Annotated in this window: 15 protein-coding genes and 1 pseudogene; 10 read left to right on the forward strand and 6 right to left on the reverse strand. The window is 61.8% G+C overall.

Translation table 11 applies throughout. The features are described 5' to 3' along the window. Positions 1-158: 158 nt before the first annotated feature. A pseudogene (locus ABH945_RS31665) lies at positions 159-395 on the reverse strand (lipocalin family protein); the annotation flags it as partial. Positions 396-552: 157 nt separating this feature from the next. Further along, the gene (locus ABH945_RS31670) at positions 553-1,566 is read right to left on the reverse strand and encodes a LysR family transcriptional regulator (protein ID WP_429253283.1); all 1,014 of its coding nucleotides are present in this window, start codon (positions 1,564-1,566) and stop codon (positions 553-555) included. 199 nt (positions 1,567-1,765) lie between these two features. Between ABH945_RS31670 and ABH945_RS31675 the strand changes: the two genes are divergently transcribed. The 3 genes from ABH945_RS31675 to ABH945_RS31685 all read left to right on the forward strand — a co-directional run bounded on the left by ABH945_RS31675 (position 1,766) and on the right by ABH945_RS31685 (position 6,049). Next, positions 1,766-3,952 carry an FUSC family protein gene (locus tag ABH945_RS31675; RefSeq protein WP_074768004.1) on the forward strand — a complete coding sequence of 729 codons (2,187 nt, stop codon included), beginning with the start codon at positions 1,766-1,768 and terminating at the stop codon, positions 3,950-3,952. A 124-nt stretch (positions 3,953-4,076) separates the two neighbouring features. Beyond that, positions 4,077-4,310, forward strand: a complete 234-nt coding sequence (locus ABH945_RS31680; RefSeq protein ID WP_074768006.1) for a hypothetical protein — start codon at positions 4,077-4,079, stop codon at positions 4,308-4,310. 197 nt (positions 4,311-4,507) lie between these two features. Further along, entirely contained in the window at positions 4,508-6,049 is a 1,542-nt protein-coding gene (locus ABH945_RS31685; RefSeq protein WP_429253284.1) for an acetyl-CoA hydrolase/transferase family protein, read from the forward strand. Between the two features lie 74 nt (positions 6,050-6,123). On the opposite strand, the gene ABH945_RS31690 is transcribed toward ABH945_RS31685, so the two are convergent. Continuing rightward, complete coding sequence (locus ABH945_RS31690) at positions 6,124-6,375, reverse strand: GlsB/YeaQ/YmgE family stress response membrane protein (RefSeq protein WP_074768010.1); 252 nt, start codon at positions 6,373-6,375, stop codon at positions 6,124-6,126. Between the two features lie 174 nt (positions 6,376-6,549). After that, complete coding sequence (locus ABH945_RS31695; RefSeq protein WP_074768012.1) at positions 6,550-7,257, reverse strand: MgtC/SapB family protein; 708 nt, start codon at positions 7,255-7,257, stop codon at positions 6,550-6,552. A 543-nt stretch (positions 7,258-7,800) separates the two neighbouring features. On the opposite strand from ABH945_RS31695, the gene ABH945_RS31700 reads away from it, so the two are divergent. Next, on the forward strand, positions 7,801-8,325 hold the full coding sequence (locus ABH945_RS31700) for a hypothetical protein (protein WP_429253285.1): 525 nt from the start codon (positions 7,801-7,803) through the stop codon (positions 8,323-8,325). Positions 8,326-8,373: 48 nt separating this feature from the next. Here the strand turns inward: ABH945_RS31700 and ABH945_RS31705 are convergent, their stop codons facing one another. Then, the gene (locus ABH945_RS31705; RefSeq protein ID WP_074768016.1) at positions 8,374-9,537 is read right to left on the reverse strand and encodes a metallophosphoesterase; all 1,164 of its coding nucleotides are present in this window, start codon (positions 9,535-9,537) and stop codon (positions 8,374-8,376) included. A gap of 382 nt (positions 9,538-9,919) precedes the next feature. Between ABH945_RS31705 and ABH945_RS31710 the strand changes: the two genes are divergently transcribed. Beyond that, a complete protein-coding gene (locus ABH945_RS31710; RefSeq protein WP_429253286.1) occupies positions 9,920-10,273 on the forward strand; it encodes a hypothetical protein in 354 nt (117 codons plus the stop codon). A gap of 15 nt (positions 10,274-10,288) precedes the next feature. On the opposite strand, the gene ABH945_RS31715 is transcribed toward ABH945_RS31710, so the two are convergent. Next, a complete protein-coding gene (locus ABH945_RS31715) occupies positions 10,289-10,873 on the reverse strand; it encodes a malonic semialdehyde reductase (protein WP_429253287.1) in 585 nt (194 codons plus the stop codon). 137 nt (positions 10,874-11,010) lie between these two features. Between ABH945_RS31715 and ABH945_RS31720 the strand changes: the two genes are divergently transcribed. From ABH945_RS31720 to yjfF, 5 genes are all read left to right on the forward strand, one after another. Beyond that, positions 11,011-11,613 carry an alpha-ketoglutarate-dependent dioxygenase AlkB family protein gene (locus ABH945_RS31720; RefSeq protein WP_429253288.1) on the forward strand — a complete coding sequence of 201 codons (603 nt, stop codon included), beginning with the start codon at positions 11,011-11,013 and terminating at the stop codon, positions 11,611-11,613. Between the two features lie 275 nt (positions 11,614-11,888). After that, a complete protein-coding gene (locus ABH945_RS31725; protein ID WP_429253289.1) occupies positions 11,889-12,875 on the forward strand; it encodes an ABC transporter substrate-binding protein in 987 nt (328 codons plus the stop codon). Between the two features lie 278 nt (positions 12,876-13,153). Further along, a complete protein-coding gene (locus ABH945_RS31730) occupies positions 13,154-14,776 on the forward strand; it encodes a sugar ABC transporter ATP-binding protein (protein WP_429253290.1) in 1,623 nt (540 codons plus the stop codon). After that, positions 14,773-15,804 carry an ABC transporter permease gene (locus ABH945_RS31735; RefSeq protein ID WP_074768026.1) on the forward strand — a complete coding sequence of 344 codons (1,032 nt, stop codon included), beginning with the start codon at positions 14,773-14,775 and terminating at the stop codon, positions 15,802-15,804. The genes ABH945_RS31730 and ABH945_RS31735 overlap by 4 nt, the downstream gene beginning before the upstream one ends. Beyond that, the gene (yjfF, locus tag ABH945_RS31740; protein ID WP_429253291.1) at positions 15,801-16,910 is read left to right on the forward strand and encodes a galactofuranose ABC transporter, permease protein YjfF; all 1,110 of its coding nucleotides are present in this window, start codon (positions 15,801-15,803) and stop codon (positions 16,908-16,910) included. Before ABH945_RS31735 ends, yjfF begins: the two co-directional genes overlap by 4 nt. Positions 16,911-16,994: the final 84 nt, after the last annotated feature.

The following is a 16,994-nucleotide window of genomic DNA, read 5'->3' on the forward strand; positions in this document are numbered from 1 at the left end:
GTGCGGATTGCCCGTGTGAAAGTAGGTAATCGTCAGGCTCCCCAGCAGCATCAGAAACCCCACCCCGCAAAGGTGGGGTTTCTGCGTTTACAGGCACGGTTTCAGCAGTCTGAGGGCATCGAATGATACAGGTCCGGCACCCTGCAGGGGAAGGATAGCGGTGAGCGCCACGTACGAACCGGCATGAACCCGACCTGATCCGCCGCGAAGGTCGTGACCTGACCGTCGCGATTGCGAAGCACTGCATGCGCCCACATCGCGTGTCCATCGCGGGCGCGGATCATGAAGGCCATCAGCGCCGAGCCGTCTGCGAGATTCGCCCCGAGCCAGTCCCAGCCCTGCGCGCGGGCGTCGAGCAAGGTACTCGACCACTCGTGATCCAGCCACGCCGTCCCTTAACAGTACGCGCCTCGATCATGAGCGCGAATCCTGAGCACCGCATCAACGCCGAGCAGCCAATGAGACTGGCACTTAGCCCCAATCTCATCCTCAAAACCTACAAAAAATCCACCAGAGCAGCCGCTTCCATACGCATATACAGGCGTCTGCCGCTCAATTCTGAGTTACTCCCGGTGCGTCGCCATCCTCAGCGTTACCAGCACTATCAACCACCACCGCCGCCTCCCCAGAATCCTCGCGGCCAACCTCAGCAAGCAATGCTTCGTCGCGTGCGATGACTTTTGGCAGATGGGTACGCAAGAACTCCACCCACGTGCGTGTTTTCGCGTCGATGAACTTACGCGACGGGTACAGCGCATAAACGTTCATCTTCTGCAGCGTATAGTCCGGCAACACGCGCACTAATGTGCCGTCGCGCAACCCGGAAATCGCCGCATACAACGGCACCATGCCAATCCCCATTCCCTCGCGAATCGCCACAATCAACGACTCCGCGATGTTCACATGCACGGGCCCATTCACCTCCATCATTTCGCTGCCATTCGGGCCGTCGAGCACCCACTCGTGCGGGGGAAACGCCGGCGTGTGCAGAATCAGGCACTCGTGATGCGCCAGATCCCCCGGTTTCTGCGGCGCACCGTGTGCGCGTACATAAGCCGGCGACGCGCACAAAATGCTGAACGTCGTCCCCAGCGGGAGCGACACGAGATCCGAATTAGGCAGCGTAGAAGCCCCGATCACCGCGACATCCGCGCTACCTTCGAAAAGATCGGGCATGCGCTGCGACAGCGTCAGTTCGACCGTCACCTCCGGATACAACGCGCGATAACGCGAAACGGCAGGCAACACGTAATGCTGGCCGATGCTGGCAAAACTGTGCATCCGCAGCGCGCCACTCGGACGCTCGTGCGCGCAACTCGCTTCTTCCTCGGCCGTGTCGACATCGGCAAGTATCTGCTGCGATCGCTTCAGATAACGTTCGCCCGCGGTGGTCAGCGCAAGCCGTCGCGTGGACCGGTTCAGCAGACGGGTGCGCAAGTGCGCTTCGAGTTCGGAGACTGCGCGGGACATGGCGCCCGTCGTCGAATTGAGCGACTGCGCGGCGGCGGTAAAACTGCCGGCTTCAACCACGCGCACGAACACCCGCATATTTTGTAACGTATCCATCGATCCTTCTATTTCACGGCAGAAGCCGTATTGTCCGCCTCTCGCGAAGGCGCATTGTTGTCCGTTCTGGAAGGGACGTTCCCTGATCGCCCCCTTAATGCACGCATTGCATGCTCCTACAATCGGCGCCTTGCCTGCCGGTGCGCGCAGTCGTCGCCGGCGCTTTTTCCAGCGACCAAGCGGGGCGCACTGCTTTCAGATGAAACGCCAACATGCGATCAGATTCACGGTGGATTCCATCCGCCCGTGGCGTGTCATGTGGCAATCGTTCAGCGAGAAGTCGCTCAGCCCCGCGCTTCGTGACTGGGCGAACACCGACGGCCTGATCTGGCTGCATCTGCTGAAAACCGTGACGGCGGGTCTGCTGGCGCTGGGTATTGCGATGCTGCTCGATCTGCCGCAACCGCGTATCGCGATGACCACGGTGTTCGTGCTGATGCAGCCGTTCAGCGGAATGGTACTCGCGAAGAGCTTCTACCGGATTCTCGGCACGGCGGTCGGCACCGTCGCAGCGCTGGTGCTCGGCGGGCTGTTCGTCCAGCAGCCCGAGTTGTACATGCTCGGCATGATCGCGTGGGTGAGCGCCTGCGTTGCAGCGGCGGTGCGGTATCGGCATTTCAGGTGGTACGGCTTCGTGCTGGCGGGATACACCGCCGCGTTAATCGGGATTCCGAACGTTACCGCGCCTCACGCATTGTTCCTTGCCGCGCTCACGCGAGCTGCGGAAGTTGCGGTCGGCATCGTCTGCTCGAGTGCGGTCAGTGCGTTGATCGTGCCGCAGCGTTCCAGCCTCGCGTTGCGTCGCGCGCTCCAGATCCGCTTCACAAATTTTACTGCGTTCGCCGCCGATGTGCTCCATGGCGGGATCGAGCGTGGTCAGTTCGAACGGCGCTTTGCGGGCCTCGTCGACGAGATCGTCGGGTTCGAAGCGACGCGCACGTTCGCCGCTTTCGAGGACCCGGCGATGCGTTCGCGCAGTCAGCATCTCGGTCGTCTGAATGGCGAATTCATGGATGCGTGTGCGCGTTTGCACGCGTTGCATCAATTGCTGAAGCGCTTGCGAGCGACCGGTTCGCAACCGGTGGCAACCGCGATCAAACCGTACTTCCACGAACTCGCGGCGCTTCTGGCGCCGCAACCGGATCAGATTGTCCCCGACCCGTCGCAAATTGCGGCGCGTCTGCGAAGCTTTCAGGCGACGTTACCGCGCCGTGTACGTGAGACGAAACGACCTTTGGAAGCGGCGTCACCCGAGTCGCTGGCCGACTTCGATACGGCGGCAGAAATGCTTTACCGTTTCGTCGACGAATGGATCCGCTATTCGCAGACGTACGCGGCGTCGTTAGCGCAACGTAAGCCGGCCAGCCAGCCGCGCAGCACGAGCCGCTATGTGAGCCGCACGAATGGTTTTGTCGTTGCGTTCACCTTCGTGCGCTGCGCCGTCGTGATGGCGATTGCCGGTGCTTTCTGGATCGCAACCGACTGGCCGAGCGGCGGCCTTGCCGTGATCGGCGCAGCGCTTGCGTGCGCGTTGACGTCGACTGCGCCGAACCCATCGAAAATGGCCGTTCAGATGGGCGTGGGCGCGGTGTTTGCGACCATGACCGGCTATCTTTTCACCTGCTACGTCTATCCCAACATCGACGGCTTTCCGCTACTGTGCGCGATGCTGGCGCCCGTGCTCGCGCTGGGCGCGTTCGTCGCGACGCGCAAGGGCACAGCGGGTTACGGCATCGGATTTTCGGTGTTCTTCTGTCTGCTTGCGGGGCCGGATAACGTCGTCAGCTATGCCCCGGATCTGCTGATCAACAACGGCATCGCGCTCACTGTATCGATGCTGTTGTCGGCACTCGTCTCTTCAACAGTTTTCCCCGCCGACATGCCGTGGCTCACGAGAAAAATCATGAGCGATCTGCGCGCGCAGGTTGTATCCGCGTGCAAGGACGAATTGCCGGGACTCAACCAGCGCTTCCAGTCGAGCACGCATGATCTGACATCGCAGTTACGCATGCTTCTGACGCGGCATTCGCGGCGTCGGCGAGAAGCGATGCGCTGGATGCTCGCCACGCTCGAAGTAGGTCACGCCGTGATAGACCTGCGCAATGAAACGACGAGCGCCGCGTACGCGCACGAACTGCATCCGCGCTGGAGCAGCAGCATCGAACGAACGCGCGCCGATCTTGCGCAACTGTTCGAGCGTCCCGACACGCGGGCACGGGAAAGCGCGCTTGTTGCGGTGCGTTCATCCACGTGGATCGCTCAGGACCTATTGCAAACCGTCCACGAGGATCGCGAAAAACGCCACGATTTACAGCGCATTCTGAGTTGTCTGCACTTTATACGCGCTGCGTTGCTCGACAAGGATGCACCGTTTAATGCGCGTTGAAAGCACGGTTCGATCTTTCCGCCAGATAGAAAGATCACTTCCGGGCAGCCCCGTTTATCTGCGTAGGTGGCAGTCATATAGTTTCATCACTGCCTCGCAGTAACCGTCAGTCCTGGAGAACGAAATGAAAGTGTTGAAGATTGCCCTGATTGCCTGCTCTTTGTCTGCTGCTGTTGCTCACGCACAGTCTGCGCCGGTCGCTCAGGAAGAACAGGTCGCGCAAGCAGGTGTTCCGCGCGCCAATAGCGTCAATAGCGTCAATCGTCTGAATGCACGCAGCCGTGTCGACGTGCCGAAGTCCAAAGCTGAAGAGTGCGTCGGTCCTGTGAGCTTCTGCAATATCTACTTCGGAAGCTGATTCGACCACCGTGCAGCATCACGGTTTGATAACTGAAGTATGAGTAAAAACTGTCGCAAGCAGGTTGCGCGCGACGAAGTCACTGGCCGCGCCGTCCCTCGGGATGCCGTGGCCAGTACGCGATCTGGCTAGCGGCGAAGCACACCGCAGACGTGCGCACCGCCAGATCGACTGGTGATTATGGAGAGACTCGTTTCATGTACGAAGACCGGATTCGTTGTGCCGCGTTGCGCGGCAAGATCACATCGGCCGCCGAGGCCGCGCTTCTGATTCAGGACGGCATGCGCGTCGGCGCAAGCGGTTTCACGAGAGCGGGCGATGCGAAAGCCGTCCCAGTTGCACTTGCCGAACGCGCACGCGCGGAAGGCAAGCCGCTGCGTATTACGCTAATGACCGGTGCGTCGCTTGGTCATGACGTGGACCGCATGCTCACCGAGGCTAACGTGCTCGCGCGCCGCTTGCCGTTTCAGGTGGACAAGACCTTGCGCGACGCGATCAATCGCGGCGAGGTGATGTTCGTCGACCAGCATTTGTCGGAGACGGTCGAAATGCTGCGCGCCAATCAGCTCGGCAAACTCGATGTCGCGATTATCGAAGCCGCCGCGATCACCGAGACCGGCGGCATTGTGCCGACCACGTCGGTCGGCAATTCGGCCAGCTTCGCGATCCTTGCCGATAAGGTGATCGTCGAAATCAATCTGGCGCAGCCGCTCGCGCTCGAAGGGCTGCACGACATCTGGATTCCCGGCCGCCGACCCTATCGGGAACCGCTGCCGATCGTGCGGACGCGTGACCGCGTCGGCGTGCCGGCCATCGAGATTCCGCTCGAAAAAATCGCGGCCATCGTCATTACGAATCTTGCCGATAGCTCGTCGACGGTATTGCCGCCCGACACGGATACCGAGTTGATCGCCGGTCATCTGATCGAATTTTTCCAGCATGAAGTGTCGCAAGGACGCATGCCGTCGCGCCTGCCGCCGTTGCAGGCAGGCATCGGCACGATTGCCAATGCGGTGCTCGCGGGCTTTGTCGATTCGCCGCTCGACGACTTCGAAATTTACTCAGAGGTCCTGCAGGACTCGACCTTCGACCTGATGGACGCCGGCAAGGTGACGTTCGCGTCGGGGGCGTCGATCACGCTGTCGGCCGCGCGCCAGGCGCAGGTGTTCGGCGAGATCGAACGTTACCGCGACCGGCTCGTGCTGCGTCCGCAAGAGGTCAGCAACCATCCCGAAGTGATCCGCCGTCTCGGTCTGATCGCGTTGAATACTGCGCTCGAACTCGACATCTACGGCAACGTGAATTCGACGCACGTGGGCGGCACGCACATGATGAACGGCATTGGTGGTTCGGGCGATTTCGCGCGCAATGCGTCGTGCGCGATTTTTGCCACGAAGTCGATGGCGAAGGACGGCCGCATTTCGAGCGTCGTGCCGATGGTGCCGCATTGCGATCACAACGAACACGACGTAGACGTAGTCGTGACAGAGCAAGGTCTCGCGGACCTGCGCGGCCTCGCACCGCGTGAACGCGCTACGCTGATTATCGAGAATTGCGCGCATCCGCTGTATCGCGATCTGCTTCGCGATTACTATCGGGACGCGTTGAAGTGGGGCGGACAGACACCGCATCAACTGGATCAGGCTTTTGCGTGGCACACGCGCTTGCGTGATACTGGCTCGATGTTGCCGGCGACAGAGGCGGGGTTGGCTGCGGGGCTGGAAGCGGTGATATTGTAAGCGGTGCGGCTATAAGCAGAAAAGAAGCGTCAGGCGGCGTTCGCCCCTGACGCTTTGCGCATGAATGACGACGCTCAGCCTCGTCGGATGAGCCGGATAATAAACAGCAGAATGACCGCGCCGATCACCGCGGTGATGATCGAGCCGATCCAGCCGCCGCCCAGCGAAATGTGCAGTACACCGGCAAGCCAGCCGCCGATGAACGCGCCGACAATCCCAACGATGATGTCGACGATCAGGCCGAAGCCACCGCCCTTGACGAGCACGCCGGCGAGCCAGCCCGCAATCGCGCCGATGATGAGCCATGCAATGATGCCGTGTTCCATATTCGAGACTCCCTGGTTGTGTGTGAAGAAATCACGCTGACAGAGCTTAGTCGATGGTTATGGGGCAGTCCATTTTAAGGACGCTGAATTAACACTGTCTGACTCTATTGCAAGCTAAGTGTAGACGATGCGCGCCGTTCCGGGGAACTCGCGCACGGCGTCCTGCCAAGGCTCTTATTCGGGCGTCGGTTCGGCTTCTCTTGCTGTCCAGCTGACGCTGGATACGCTCTTTTCCATGCTCAGACGGCTTGCCATCTGTTCGAGCTTCGACTGGTCTTTCGGATGCAGCTTGAGCGTCGCCGTCACGCGAATACGGCCGGAATCGTTGTCGACGTCTTCGCTCGTCAGGCTCTGGAACGACAGCGGCGCCGAGTACATCGAGTTGGAAATGGCAGTGCGAATATGGATCTCGTCCGGTTCCTTGCAGACGATCGTCAGTACATATTCACGCACGAGATCGGCGTTCGACACCGACGTCGCGTTGATCGTGCGGCTCACTTCGCGCAGCACGGTATTGGTCAGCAGCACGACCGCGGTGCCGGCGAGCGCCGGTCCGTAGTGCCCCGCACCGCATAGCACGCCGACCGCGGCCGAGCACCACAAGGTGGCGGCCGTATTGATCCCCTGAATGGAACCTTTGTCGCGCATGATCACGCCGCCGCCGAGAAAGCCGACGCCGGACACGACATACGCGGCGATCTGCGTGATGCCGGAGGTGCCGTTGCCGGTCAGCACGCCGAGCGTGACGAACAGGCATGCGCCGCTTGCGACCAGGGTGATCGTGCGAAGCCCGGCATTGCGCTGACGCATCTGCCGCTCAAGGCCGATTGCGACGCCGCAGGCGAAGGCGGCCGCGAGCCGCCAGACGAATTCGAGTGTCATCGTTAAGAAAGGTTGAGGCGCGTGTTCGCGCAGTGTGAACCCGACGCGTGACAGCCGCGCGTCTCGGGGAGCGAGGCGGGCGGTTCAGGCGTGACGCATTACACGTGCGAAAGCTCGCGGCGCTGACGGGTATCGGGCGTCGCACGGGATCGAACCATGCTGCGGCTTGCCGTCAACGGCTTGATGTCAAATTGGGATGTGAACGACGTGCACCATCGAGCCAAAGGGCAAGACGGCGACAGAGGAAACTGGCGCGGAAATCTTGCCGATCAGACGATCGGGCGAATCGAAGCTCGACGAGTACAACTGCTACTGTCCAAGATCGTAATTCCGGTTGAATAAAGTGGGCGAATTTTAGGCAGCTCTGCAAAGTTAAGTCAAGCCGGGATTAGGCGATCTGTCGTTACTGTCGTGAATTGCGCTTGGAAATTTCGTCGGCAGGATCAGAGTGATCCCCGCTTAGATACGGACTCCGAATATTGACGGGTTTCATCCCGGAAAACACACTGTTTGAGTATGTCGTCCAGCTCAATTGAGGAATGTATGAAAGTGAAAGCTTCCGGCATCGTCGCCGCTGTGTTGCTGGCAGTATCGGCGGCCGCGCCGCTTGTATCGAACGCTGCAGGTTTGCCCGCCGCGTTCGAAGGCACCCGCACGTTGCAGGCCGACGGTGTCGTCAAGTCGATAAACCCCGGTCAACGCTCGCTAACCGTGCTCGATGCGCAGGGCCGCGAGGCCTCGTTCAATATCACTGATGCACGCGAGCTCGCGCAGATCAGTCAAGGCGGCAAGGTCCATCTCCGTATGGTGCGCAATGCGGTGGTACGTGTCACGCACGCCGCGAATAGCCAGAGCCCGACTGCCCAGCCGGATACGCTCGAAAACGTGACCGCCGAAGTTCAGGCGGTCGATCACGCGACGGGTGTGATGGCGCTGAAGCGCGCGAATGGCGCGGTGTTCCATATCCAGGGGCGCGAGCCGGCAAAGCTTGCCGGGGTTACGCCGGGGATGCAGGTGTCGGTAGTGTTCGCGCCACAAGCGAGCGTGGCGGTGGCGCCCGCGCTGTGATGGGCCGCGTTGGCTCGGAGCTAACGCGCTTGCAGGCGCCGAATCAGGCTAATCGGGTTCGCCGGGCACGAGTCGCACGCGGGTGATTTCTGACGGTGCGCCCAGCCGTTTCGGCGGGCCCCAATAGCCAGTGCCTCGACTCGTATAAACCCACAGCCCATTCAGTCGCGCGAGACCGGCAGTGAACGGCTGCTGGAATCGCACAAAGAAATTCCACGGGAAGAACTGACCGCCGTGAGTGTGCCCGGACAGCTGCAGCGTGAAACCTGCTGCAGCGGCGGCCTCGGCGGAGCGCGGCTGGTGCGCGAGCAGCACTTTGATCAGCACGTCGCCTGGCGCGCCTGCAATCGCCGCAGCGGGGTCGCTACGATGCGACGGGTCGTGGTGTCCTGCGGAATAGTCAGTCACGCCGGCAATGACAGCGCGCGCGCCATTGTGATTCACGACCACGTGCTCGTTAAGCAGAACGTTCAGACCAAGGCGGCGGAATTCGTCGATCCACGCGTTCGCGCCCGCGTAGTACTCGTGGTTGCCGGTAACCAGAAACGCACCGTGACGGGCACTGAGGCGTGACAGCGGTTGCGTGTGCCGGGTCAGTTGCGGCACGCTGCCGTCTACCACGTCACCGGTCACTGCAATCAGGTCAGGTTTGAGCCGGTTCACTGCATCGACGATCGCGTCGACATACCGGTGTTTGATCGTCGGCCCAACATGAATGTCGCTGATCTGCACTATCGTGAAGCCGTCGAGTTCGGGCGGCAAATCGTCGATCGGTACATCGATCGTTACCACTTTCGCGCGACGGCGTGCGTTGAACAGGCCGACCAGCGTCGAGAGCAACGCGAGCACTGGCACCACCGCCGCTGAGCCGGTGCGCCAATGATGGATTGCAATGGAATTGGGCCAGATAGCCTCGACCGTGAGCAGCGAGGCCAGCATCAGGTCGCGCGCGAATGTCAGCACCAGCAGCGACGAGAAAAAGCCCATCGCGAGCAGGCCGACCCAAGCGAGCCGGTCGCCGAGCGGCTGCCGCTTGATACTGCGCGCCAGCATGCCCAAGGGAATCAGAAAGATCGACAGCACGAGCCATAACGCCATCAGCCAGCGGCCCGTTGTGTCGACCGGCGTATCCGGAATCAGGCGTAAGCCGACGTAGATATGCAGCAGGATGCCAATCAGGATGATGCGGACAAGAAACGATGAGCGGCGCATAGAAAGGATCAGGGCGGGAAGGGGCCGGCATGAAGCGCGGGCACGGCGATGTCAACCGCGGCAGTGCAGCAGCTATGCCGTAGCGAACGAGCCGATCCATTCTACCGGCATGTTTAAGCGCTTGCCGGAGCCTTCAGATTCAGCGCTCACGCGTTGGATTTTCGAAACTTGATGCGAGCGCAAAGCTCATGCACCGCAGCAATCCAGATGCGCGTCCTCGAGCTGTTGAAGCCTGTCCGCCATCCAATTAAATGGGCTTTGAATTGTGTTCGAGTGTGGACTATTCTCAAAGTGAACCGGCTGGATTTATCGATTACCGCAAGGGCCGCGGGCATGCTGTAGAGGCCGGTTCTGTCGCCGTGAGAGGGCGAGGAGGCGCATCATGAAACTGCTGAGAACAAGCCACCCATTACGTCACGCGCATCACGCGCATCACGCGCATCATGCGCATCACGTCGGACACGAGGGTAGCCATGTCATGCTGCCACTCGTGGTGATCTCGGTAATGGCGATCGCCTTGTACATGGGGGTGCGCAATATCGACTTTTCCGAGCTGGGTCGGAGCGCGCTATTCGATGTAACGATGCTGTGTGTCGCGCTGGGCATCGCGGGACTATTTGGCGTCGTCGGAGCGTGGGTGCGCTCCAGCGGCGACGCCACGGATGAAGGCGAGGGCTTCTGCTTCGTCGGAGCATTGATCGGCGCCGTTGTCTTCTACGTGGCGGTTTTCAGTTGACCGCAGCGGGGTGCGTCACGCGATGCGCGCGGCTTCGTCGAACGAGAAACGCGGGTTGCGCGCGAACAGCTTTGCCGGATCGCCATAGCCGAGATTGATCAGGAAGTTCGACTTCACGGTCGTGCCGGCAAAGAACGCTTCGTCGACCCTGGCGGCGTCGAAGCCGGACATCGGGCCGGCATCCAGACCCAGCGCACGGGCGGCGAGAATCAGATAGCCGCCTTGCAGCGTCGAGTTGCGAAACGCGGTATCGGCGATTGCCTTGTCATTGCCCGCAAACCAGCTGCGCGCGTCCGCGTGCGGAAACAGTCTCGGCAGATGCTCGTAAAACGCCATGTCCATTGCGACGATCGCCGTCACGGGCGCGGCCATCGTTTTGTCGAGATTGCCGGGCGACAGCGCGGGTCGCAGCTTTTCCTTCGCTTCCGGCGATTTCACGAACACGAAGCGAGCCGGGCTGGAATTGGCCGAAGTCGGGCCCAGCAGGGTGAGTTCGACAAGTTGCCTGAGCAGCGCATCATCGACGGTTTTCGGCTGCCAGTCGTTATGTGTGCGCGCTTCGCGAAAGAGCTGGTCGAGTGCCTGGTCTGAGAGAGTCATGAGAGGACTTTTGATATTGAAAATGAAGAGAGAGTGCGCCGAATGACAGCGCAAGGCATGCTTCGCCGTTGCCGCCATAATAGCCGGGGTTTTCACCCCGTACGCGCTGTTCGCGCGATCGAATCCGGCATCTGATCATGGATCTTTTCAACGACCTGCCGACGCCCGACGTCGACTGGTATCCCGACTGGCTCGAGCCCGCCACTGCAACGCGTCTCCTGACGCAACTCGTCGAAGAGGTCGCGTGGCGACAGGACACGATGGGCACGCCTGCCGGCCGCGTTCCGCTGCCCCGGCTGACCGCCTGGCAGGGCGAATCCGGAGCGGTCTATGTTTATTCGGGCATTCGCAACGTGCCGCAACCGTGGACGCCGGCCGTAGCCGAACTCAAAGCCGCCGCCGAGGAGTCAAGCCGTGCGCGTTTTAACAGCGTGCTGATCAACCGCTATCGCAGCGGCAACGACAGCATGGGCTGGCACGCGGACAAAGAACCCGAACTCGGTACTCATCCCGTAATCGCGTCGGTCAGTCTCGGCACGGCGCGTACCTTCGATTTGCGGCACAACAAATCCGGTGTCGTGCAGTCTTTCTCGCTGAAGGACGGCAGCCTGCTGGTGATGAAGGGCAACACGCAGGCGGAGTGGCGGCATCGGGTTCCGAAAGAGCCGCGCGTGGCCGGCGAGCGCATCAACCTGACGTTTCGATGGGTCACGCCGCGAGCCGTCATCGCCCGGTCGTAATCGATCGAAATATGCGCAGCAGGTAAGCACATAAAAAGCCCGGCCAGCCGGTTGTCCGGCCTGCACAGCGTCAATCGCCCAAACCACGCGTAGGCTCAAGGCCACCCCGACTTCGATCCCGCCCGCTATACCAAAATTGATATCGCGGATGCGAATCATATGATTGGACGGGTAACGCCCCGCACACTACGCTACAGCACGATCCACGCACCTTGAGGGCCGCAAGGGCTGGGCAGGGCTGGGTCGCCTACACAACAAAGATCAGGAGACAAGTCATGGCGAATAAACGACGTGCCGCATGTCGTGCGTTGGGCGCACTCGCACTTTCCGCGGGCATCGGCGCGCTGACGCTGGCCACGCCGGGCGCATACGCGCAAGACAAGCAGATCACCCTCGGTTTTGCGCAGGTCGGCGCGGAAAGCGCATGGCGAACCGCGAATACCGACTCGGTCAAATCCGCTGCCGCGGACGCGAAAATCAAGCTCAAATTCTCCGACGCCCAGCAGAAGCAGGAAAACCAGATCAAGGCGATCCGCTCGTACATCGCACAAAAAGTGGATGTGATCGCGTTCTCGCCGGTGGTCGAATCGGGCTGGGAGCCGGTACTGCGCGAGGCGAAGGCTGCGAATATTCCCGTGATTCTGACCGACCGTAACATCGACGTGAAAGACACGTCGCTGTACGTGACAATGATCGGCTCGGACTTCATGGAGGAAGGCCGCCGCGGTGGTCATTGGCTCGCAGATCACTACAAAAACGATCAAGGTCCCATTAACATCGCCGAACTTCAGGGAACTGTCGGCTCCGCGCCCGCGAACGACCGACACTCCGGCCTGATCGAAGTGATCAAGAGCGATCCCAAATTCAAGATCATTGCGTCGCAAAGCGGTGACTTCACGCTGGCCGGCGGCAAGCAGGTCATGGAAGCGTTTATAAAAACTTACGGAAATAAAATAAATGTAGTTTATGCGCATAACGATGACATGGCGCTCGGCGCAATCCAGGCCATGGAAGAGGCTGGCATGCATCCGGGCAAGGACATCACTGTCGTTTCGTTCGATGCTACCAAGGGCGGCTTCCAGGCCATGGCCGCAGGCAAGATGAACGTCGACGTGGAATGCAGCCCGCTGCTCGGACCGCAACTGATGTCGGCGGTGAAGGATGTCGTCGCCGGCAAGCAACTGCCGAAGCGCATTCTCACGGAAGAGACGGTGTTCCCGATGAGCGTCGCCGCGCAGACATTGCCGACGCGCAAATACTGAAGCGGACACTGCCACGAAGCAGTCAGGCGAAAGTACCAGGCTTTCCTGATGATTTGCCCTCAGGCGGCGCAACAGGAAGCGCTGGTACGGACATAGCGAAAAAAGGTTTCTCCAGTGGTGCCTGACCGCCCAGCTGCTTCGGCAGCGGGCGGTCTCTTTTCAAGGCGCGCGCAGAGCCGCTTAAGTCCGCTTAAGGGCCACGTACTGTCGCGAAATATCGCGCAGAGCCGCCGCCGCTGGAGGCCGCAGCCCCACGCATTGCCTATCGAGCGAGGTCTATGACCCATTCCGCCTCCGAACCGAATTCGCCGGATAAAGGCGCTCCGGGCGCCAACGGTGCAGCGAGCGCGCCCGAACCCATTCTCGCCACCTCTGGCGTCAGCAAGACATTCCCCGGCGTGAAAGCGCTGCAGGGCGTCGATTTTCGTCTGTTCCCCGGCGAAGTTCACACGCTGATGGGGCAAAACGGCGCCGGTAAATCCACCTTGATCAACGTTCTGACCGGCGTGGTCGCACCCGACGCCGGGACGATCCGCCTCGGCGGCGAAGTGGTCGCGTTCGCGTCGCCGCAGGAGGCCGAAGCAGCCGGCGTGCGCACGTTGTATCAGGAAGTGAACCTGTGTCCGAACCTGTCGGTCGCGGAAAATATTTTTGCGGGCCGGCAGCCGAAGCGCTTCGGCGCGATCGACTGGTCCGATATCAAGCGACGCGCGCAGGCTGCGCTGGCGCGTCTCGACGTGTCGCTCGACGTGACCCGTTCGCTCGACGCGTATCCGATTGCCGTGCAGCAGATGGTGGCGATTGCACGAGCGTTATCCGTGGACGCACGCGTGCTGATTCTCGACGAGCCGACCTCGAGTCTCGACGACAGCGAAGTCGCGCAGCTTTTCAAAATACTTCGGCATCTTAAGCAATCGGGCATTGCGATTTTGTTCGTCACGCACTTTATCGAGCAGACGTATGCGATTTCCGACCGTATCACGGTGATGCGCAACGGCGAGCGCGAGGGCGAATATCTCGCCCGCGATCTGCCGGCCGATCTGCTGGTGTCGAAGATGGTGGGCCACGAACGCATGAGCGCGCGTTTGCGCGAAGCGTCGGAGGAACACCTGGCAGCGCAGGAGTCCAGCGAAGAGGCGACGCATGCAGCGCCGCATGCCGGATCGAATGCGCAGCCGTTCATGCAGCTACGCGGCGTAGGCCGGCGCGGCACGATGCAACCCATCGATCTGGATGTTCAACCCGGTCAGATTCTCGGCCTCGCCGGTCTGCTCGGCTCGGGTCGCACTGAAACCGCGCGCCTGCTGTTCGGCGCGGATCGCGCGGACAGCGGCACGATTCTCGTCAATGGACGGCAAGTGCGTCTGCGCTCGCCGCGCGACGCGGTGCGCCACGGCATCGGCTATTGCGCGGAAGACCGCAAGAAAGAGGGCATCGTCGCCGAGTTGTCGATCCGCGAAAACATTCTGCTGGCGCTGCAGGCGCGTCGCGGATGGTGGCGCAAGATCAGCCGCCAGCGCGCGCGCGAACTTGCCGATCTGTGGATCGAGCGGCTCGGCATCAAGGCGTCGGACGCGGAGCAGCCGATCGGCCTGCTGTCCGGCGGCAACCAGCAGAAGGCGCTGCTCGCCCGCTGGCTCGCCACCGATCCCAAACTGCTGATCCTCGACGAACCCACACGCGGCATCGACGTCGCCGCGAAGTTCGACATCATGGATCGCCTGCTCGCGCTTTGCGCGAACGGCCTGAGCATCCTGTTCATTTCGTCGGAAATCAGCGAGGTGCTCCGCGTCAGCCATCGCGTGGCGGTGTTGCGCGACCGCCGCAAGATTGCCGAAGTGGCCGGCAAAGCCTCGACTGAAGACAACATCTATCGACTCATCGCGGGGAGCGGCGAATGAAGCTATCGAACTGGTTCGTGCGCGACGGCGTAGAGCGTCCGTTGATCTGGCCATGCGTCACGCTGGTCCTGCTGTGCATTCTCAACTTGTGGGTCAATCCGCATTTCCTGTCGCTGCGGATGCTCGACGGCCATCTGTTCGGCGCACCCATCGACGTGCTGAACCGCGCCGCGCCGCTGGTGCTGGTCGCGACCGGCATGACGCTGGTGATCGCGACACGCGGCATCGACATTTCGGTCGGCGCGGTGGTGGCAATCGCGGGCGCAGCGGCGGCAACGATTCTCACGACGCAGGCCGAGCCGAGCGGTGCGTTGATCGCGCAGGCGCTGGTGGCCGCGCTGATCGTCGGCGTGTTGAGCGGCATGTGGAACGGTTTGCTGGTGTCCTTCGTCGGCATGCAGCCGATTATCGCCACATTGATCCTGATGGTCGCCGGGCGCGGCATCGCGCAATTACTCACGGCCGGGCAGATCATTCCGATCGGCGCGCCAGGCTATCTGTTCGTCGGCGGCGGCTACTGGCTGGGCGTGCCGTGCTCGGTATGGATCGCCACCGTAGCCGTGCTGGCGACGGCGGCGATCGTCGAAGGCACTGCGCTCGGGCTGTTCATCCGCGCGATCGGCGTGAATCCGGTGGCGACGCGCCTCGTCGGGCTGCGTTCCAAAGCGCTGGTGTTCGCGGTGTACGGCTTCTCGGGATTGACGGCGGCGATGGCCGGCATCCTGATCAGTTCGAACGTGCGCAGCGCCGACGGCAACAACGCCGGCCTGCTGCTCGAACTCGACGCGATTCTCGCGGTGACGCTCGGCGGCACGTCGCTGCTCGGCGGACGCTTCAGTTTCGCGGGCACGGTGCTGGGCGCGCTGATCATCCAGACGCTGACGTACACCACCTATTCGATCGGCGTGCCGCCCGAAGCGACGCTGGTCGTCAAGGCAGCCGTGGTGCTGGCGGTAAGCGTGATCCAGTCGCCGACTGCGCGCGGGCTGGCGATGTCGGTCTTCACCCATCGCGGGGTGGCACGATGAGACGAATCCTCGATGCGTGGTCGCATATCGTCGATCCGCGTACGCTGCCGATCGCCGTCACGATCCTGCTGTTCTGCGTGCTGTTCGGTTTCGGCTCGGTGATGTACACCGGCTTCTTCTCGTGGCAGGTGCTGCTCGATCTGCTGGTCGACAATGCGTTCCTGCTGATCGTCGCAATCGGCATGACGTTCGTGATCGTGTCGGGCGGGATCGATCTGTCGGTCGGCTCGGTCGTCGCGCTGACGACGATCGTCGAAGCGGTGTTGTCCGAACATTGGCATTGGCCGGTGTGGGTCATTATCCCGATCGTGCTGCTGATGGGCACCGTGTTCGGCGCCGTGCAGGGCGCGCTGATCCACTTCTTCCGCCTGCAGGCGTTCATCGTCACGCTCGCGGGGATGTTCTTCGCGCGCGGCCTGTGCTTCCTGATCACGACTCAATCGATCACCATCACCGATCCCACCTTCGCGAAGATTTCCGCGTTCCGGCTGAACATCGGCGTCGGCTCGGTGACGGCGAACGTGCTGATCGCGCTGCTGACGCTGGCGGCGGCGATCTATGTCGCGCATTTCACGCGCTTCGGCCGCAACGTTTACGCGGTCGGCGGCAACCCGCGCTCGGCGCTGCTGATGGGCTTGCCGGTCGCGCGGACGCGGGTCGGCGTGTATGCGCTGAGCGGCTTCTGTTCGGCACTCGGTGGCGCGGTGTTCACGTTCTATGTGCTGTCGGGCTACGGCTTGCAGGGGCAGGGCATGGAACTCGACGCGATCGCCGCGACGGTAATCGGCGGAACCTTGCTGACGGGCGGCGTGGGCTATGTGATCGGCTCGCTGTTCGGCGTCGGCATTCTCGGCACGATCCAGACGCTGATCACGTTCGACGGTACGCTCAGTTCGTGGTGGACGCGTATCGTGATCGGCGCGTTGCTGTGCGCGTTCTGTCTGCTGCAGCGGCTGATCGAGCGGCATGCGAAGTCGGCGCGCCGGCCGGGCGGGACCGGTGCGGTGGCGACGGCAGGACGCGACCGTGCGCATGGCGACACGTCGGCGACGGCGTCGACGGCATCGAATGGACAGGTGTTGGGGCGGGCGCCGGAGCAGGCTTGAACGGGTGGTGACGCTGTTTTCGGGCTGAAGCTTCCGGTCCGGCTAATTGCTGTGCGAAGGCGAGGTGTCCGCGAAATGAGGAAG

The sequence above is a fragment of the Paraburkholderia sp. GAS333 genome, assembly GCF_050435665.1.
GTDB lineage: Bacteria > Pseudomonadota > Gammaproteobacteria > Burkholderiales > Burkholderiaceae > Paraburkholderia > Paraburkholderia fungorum_A.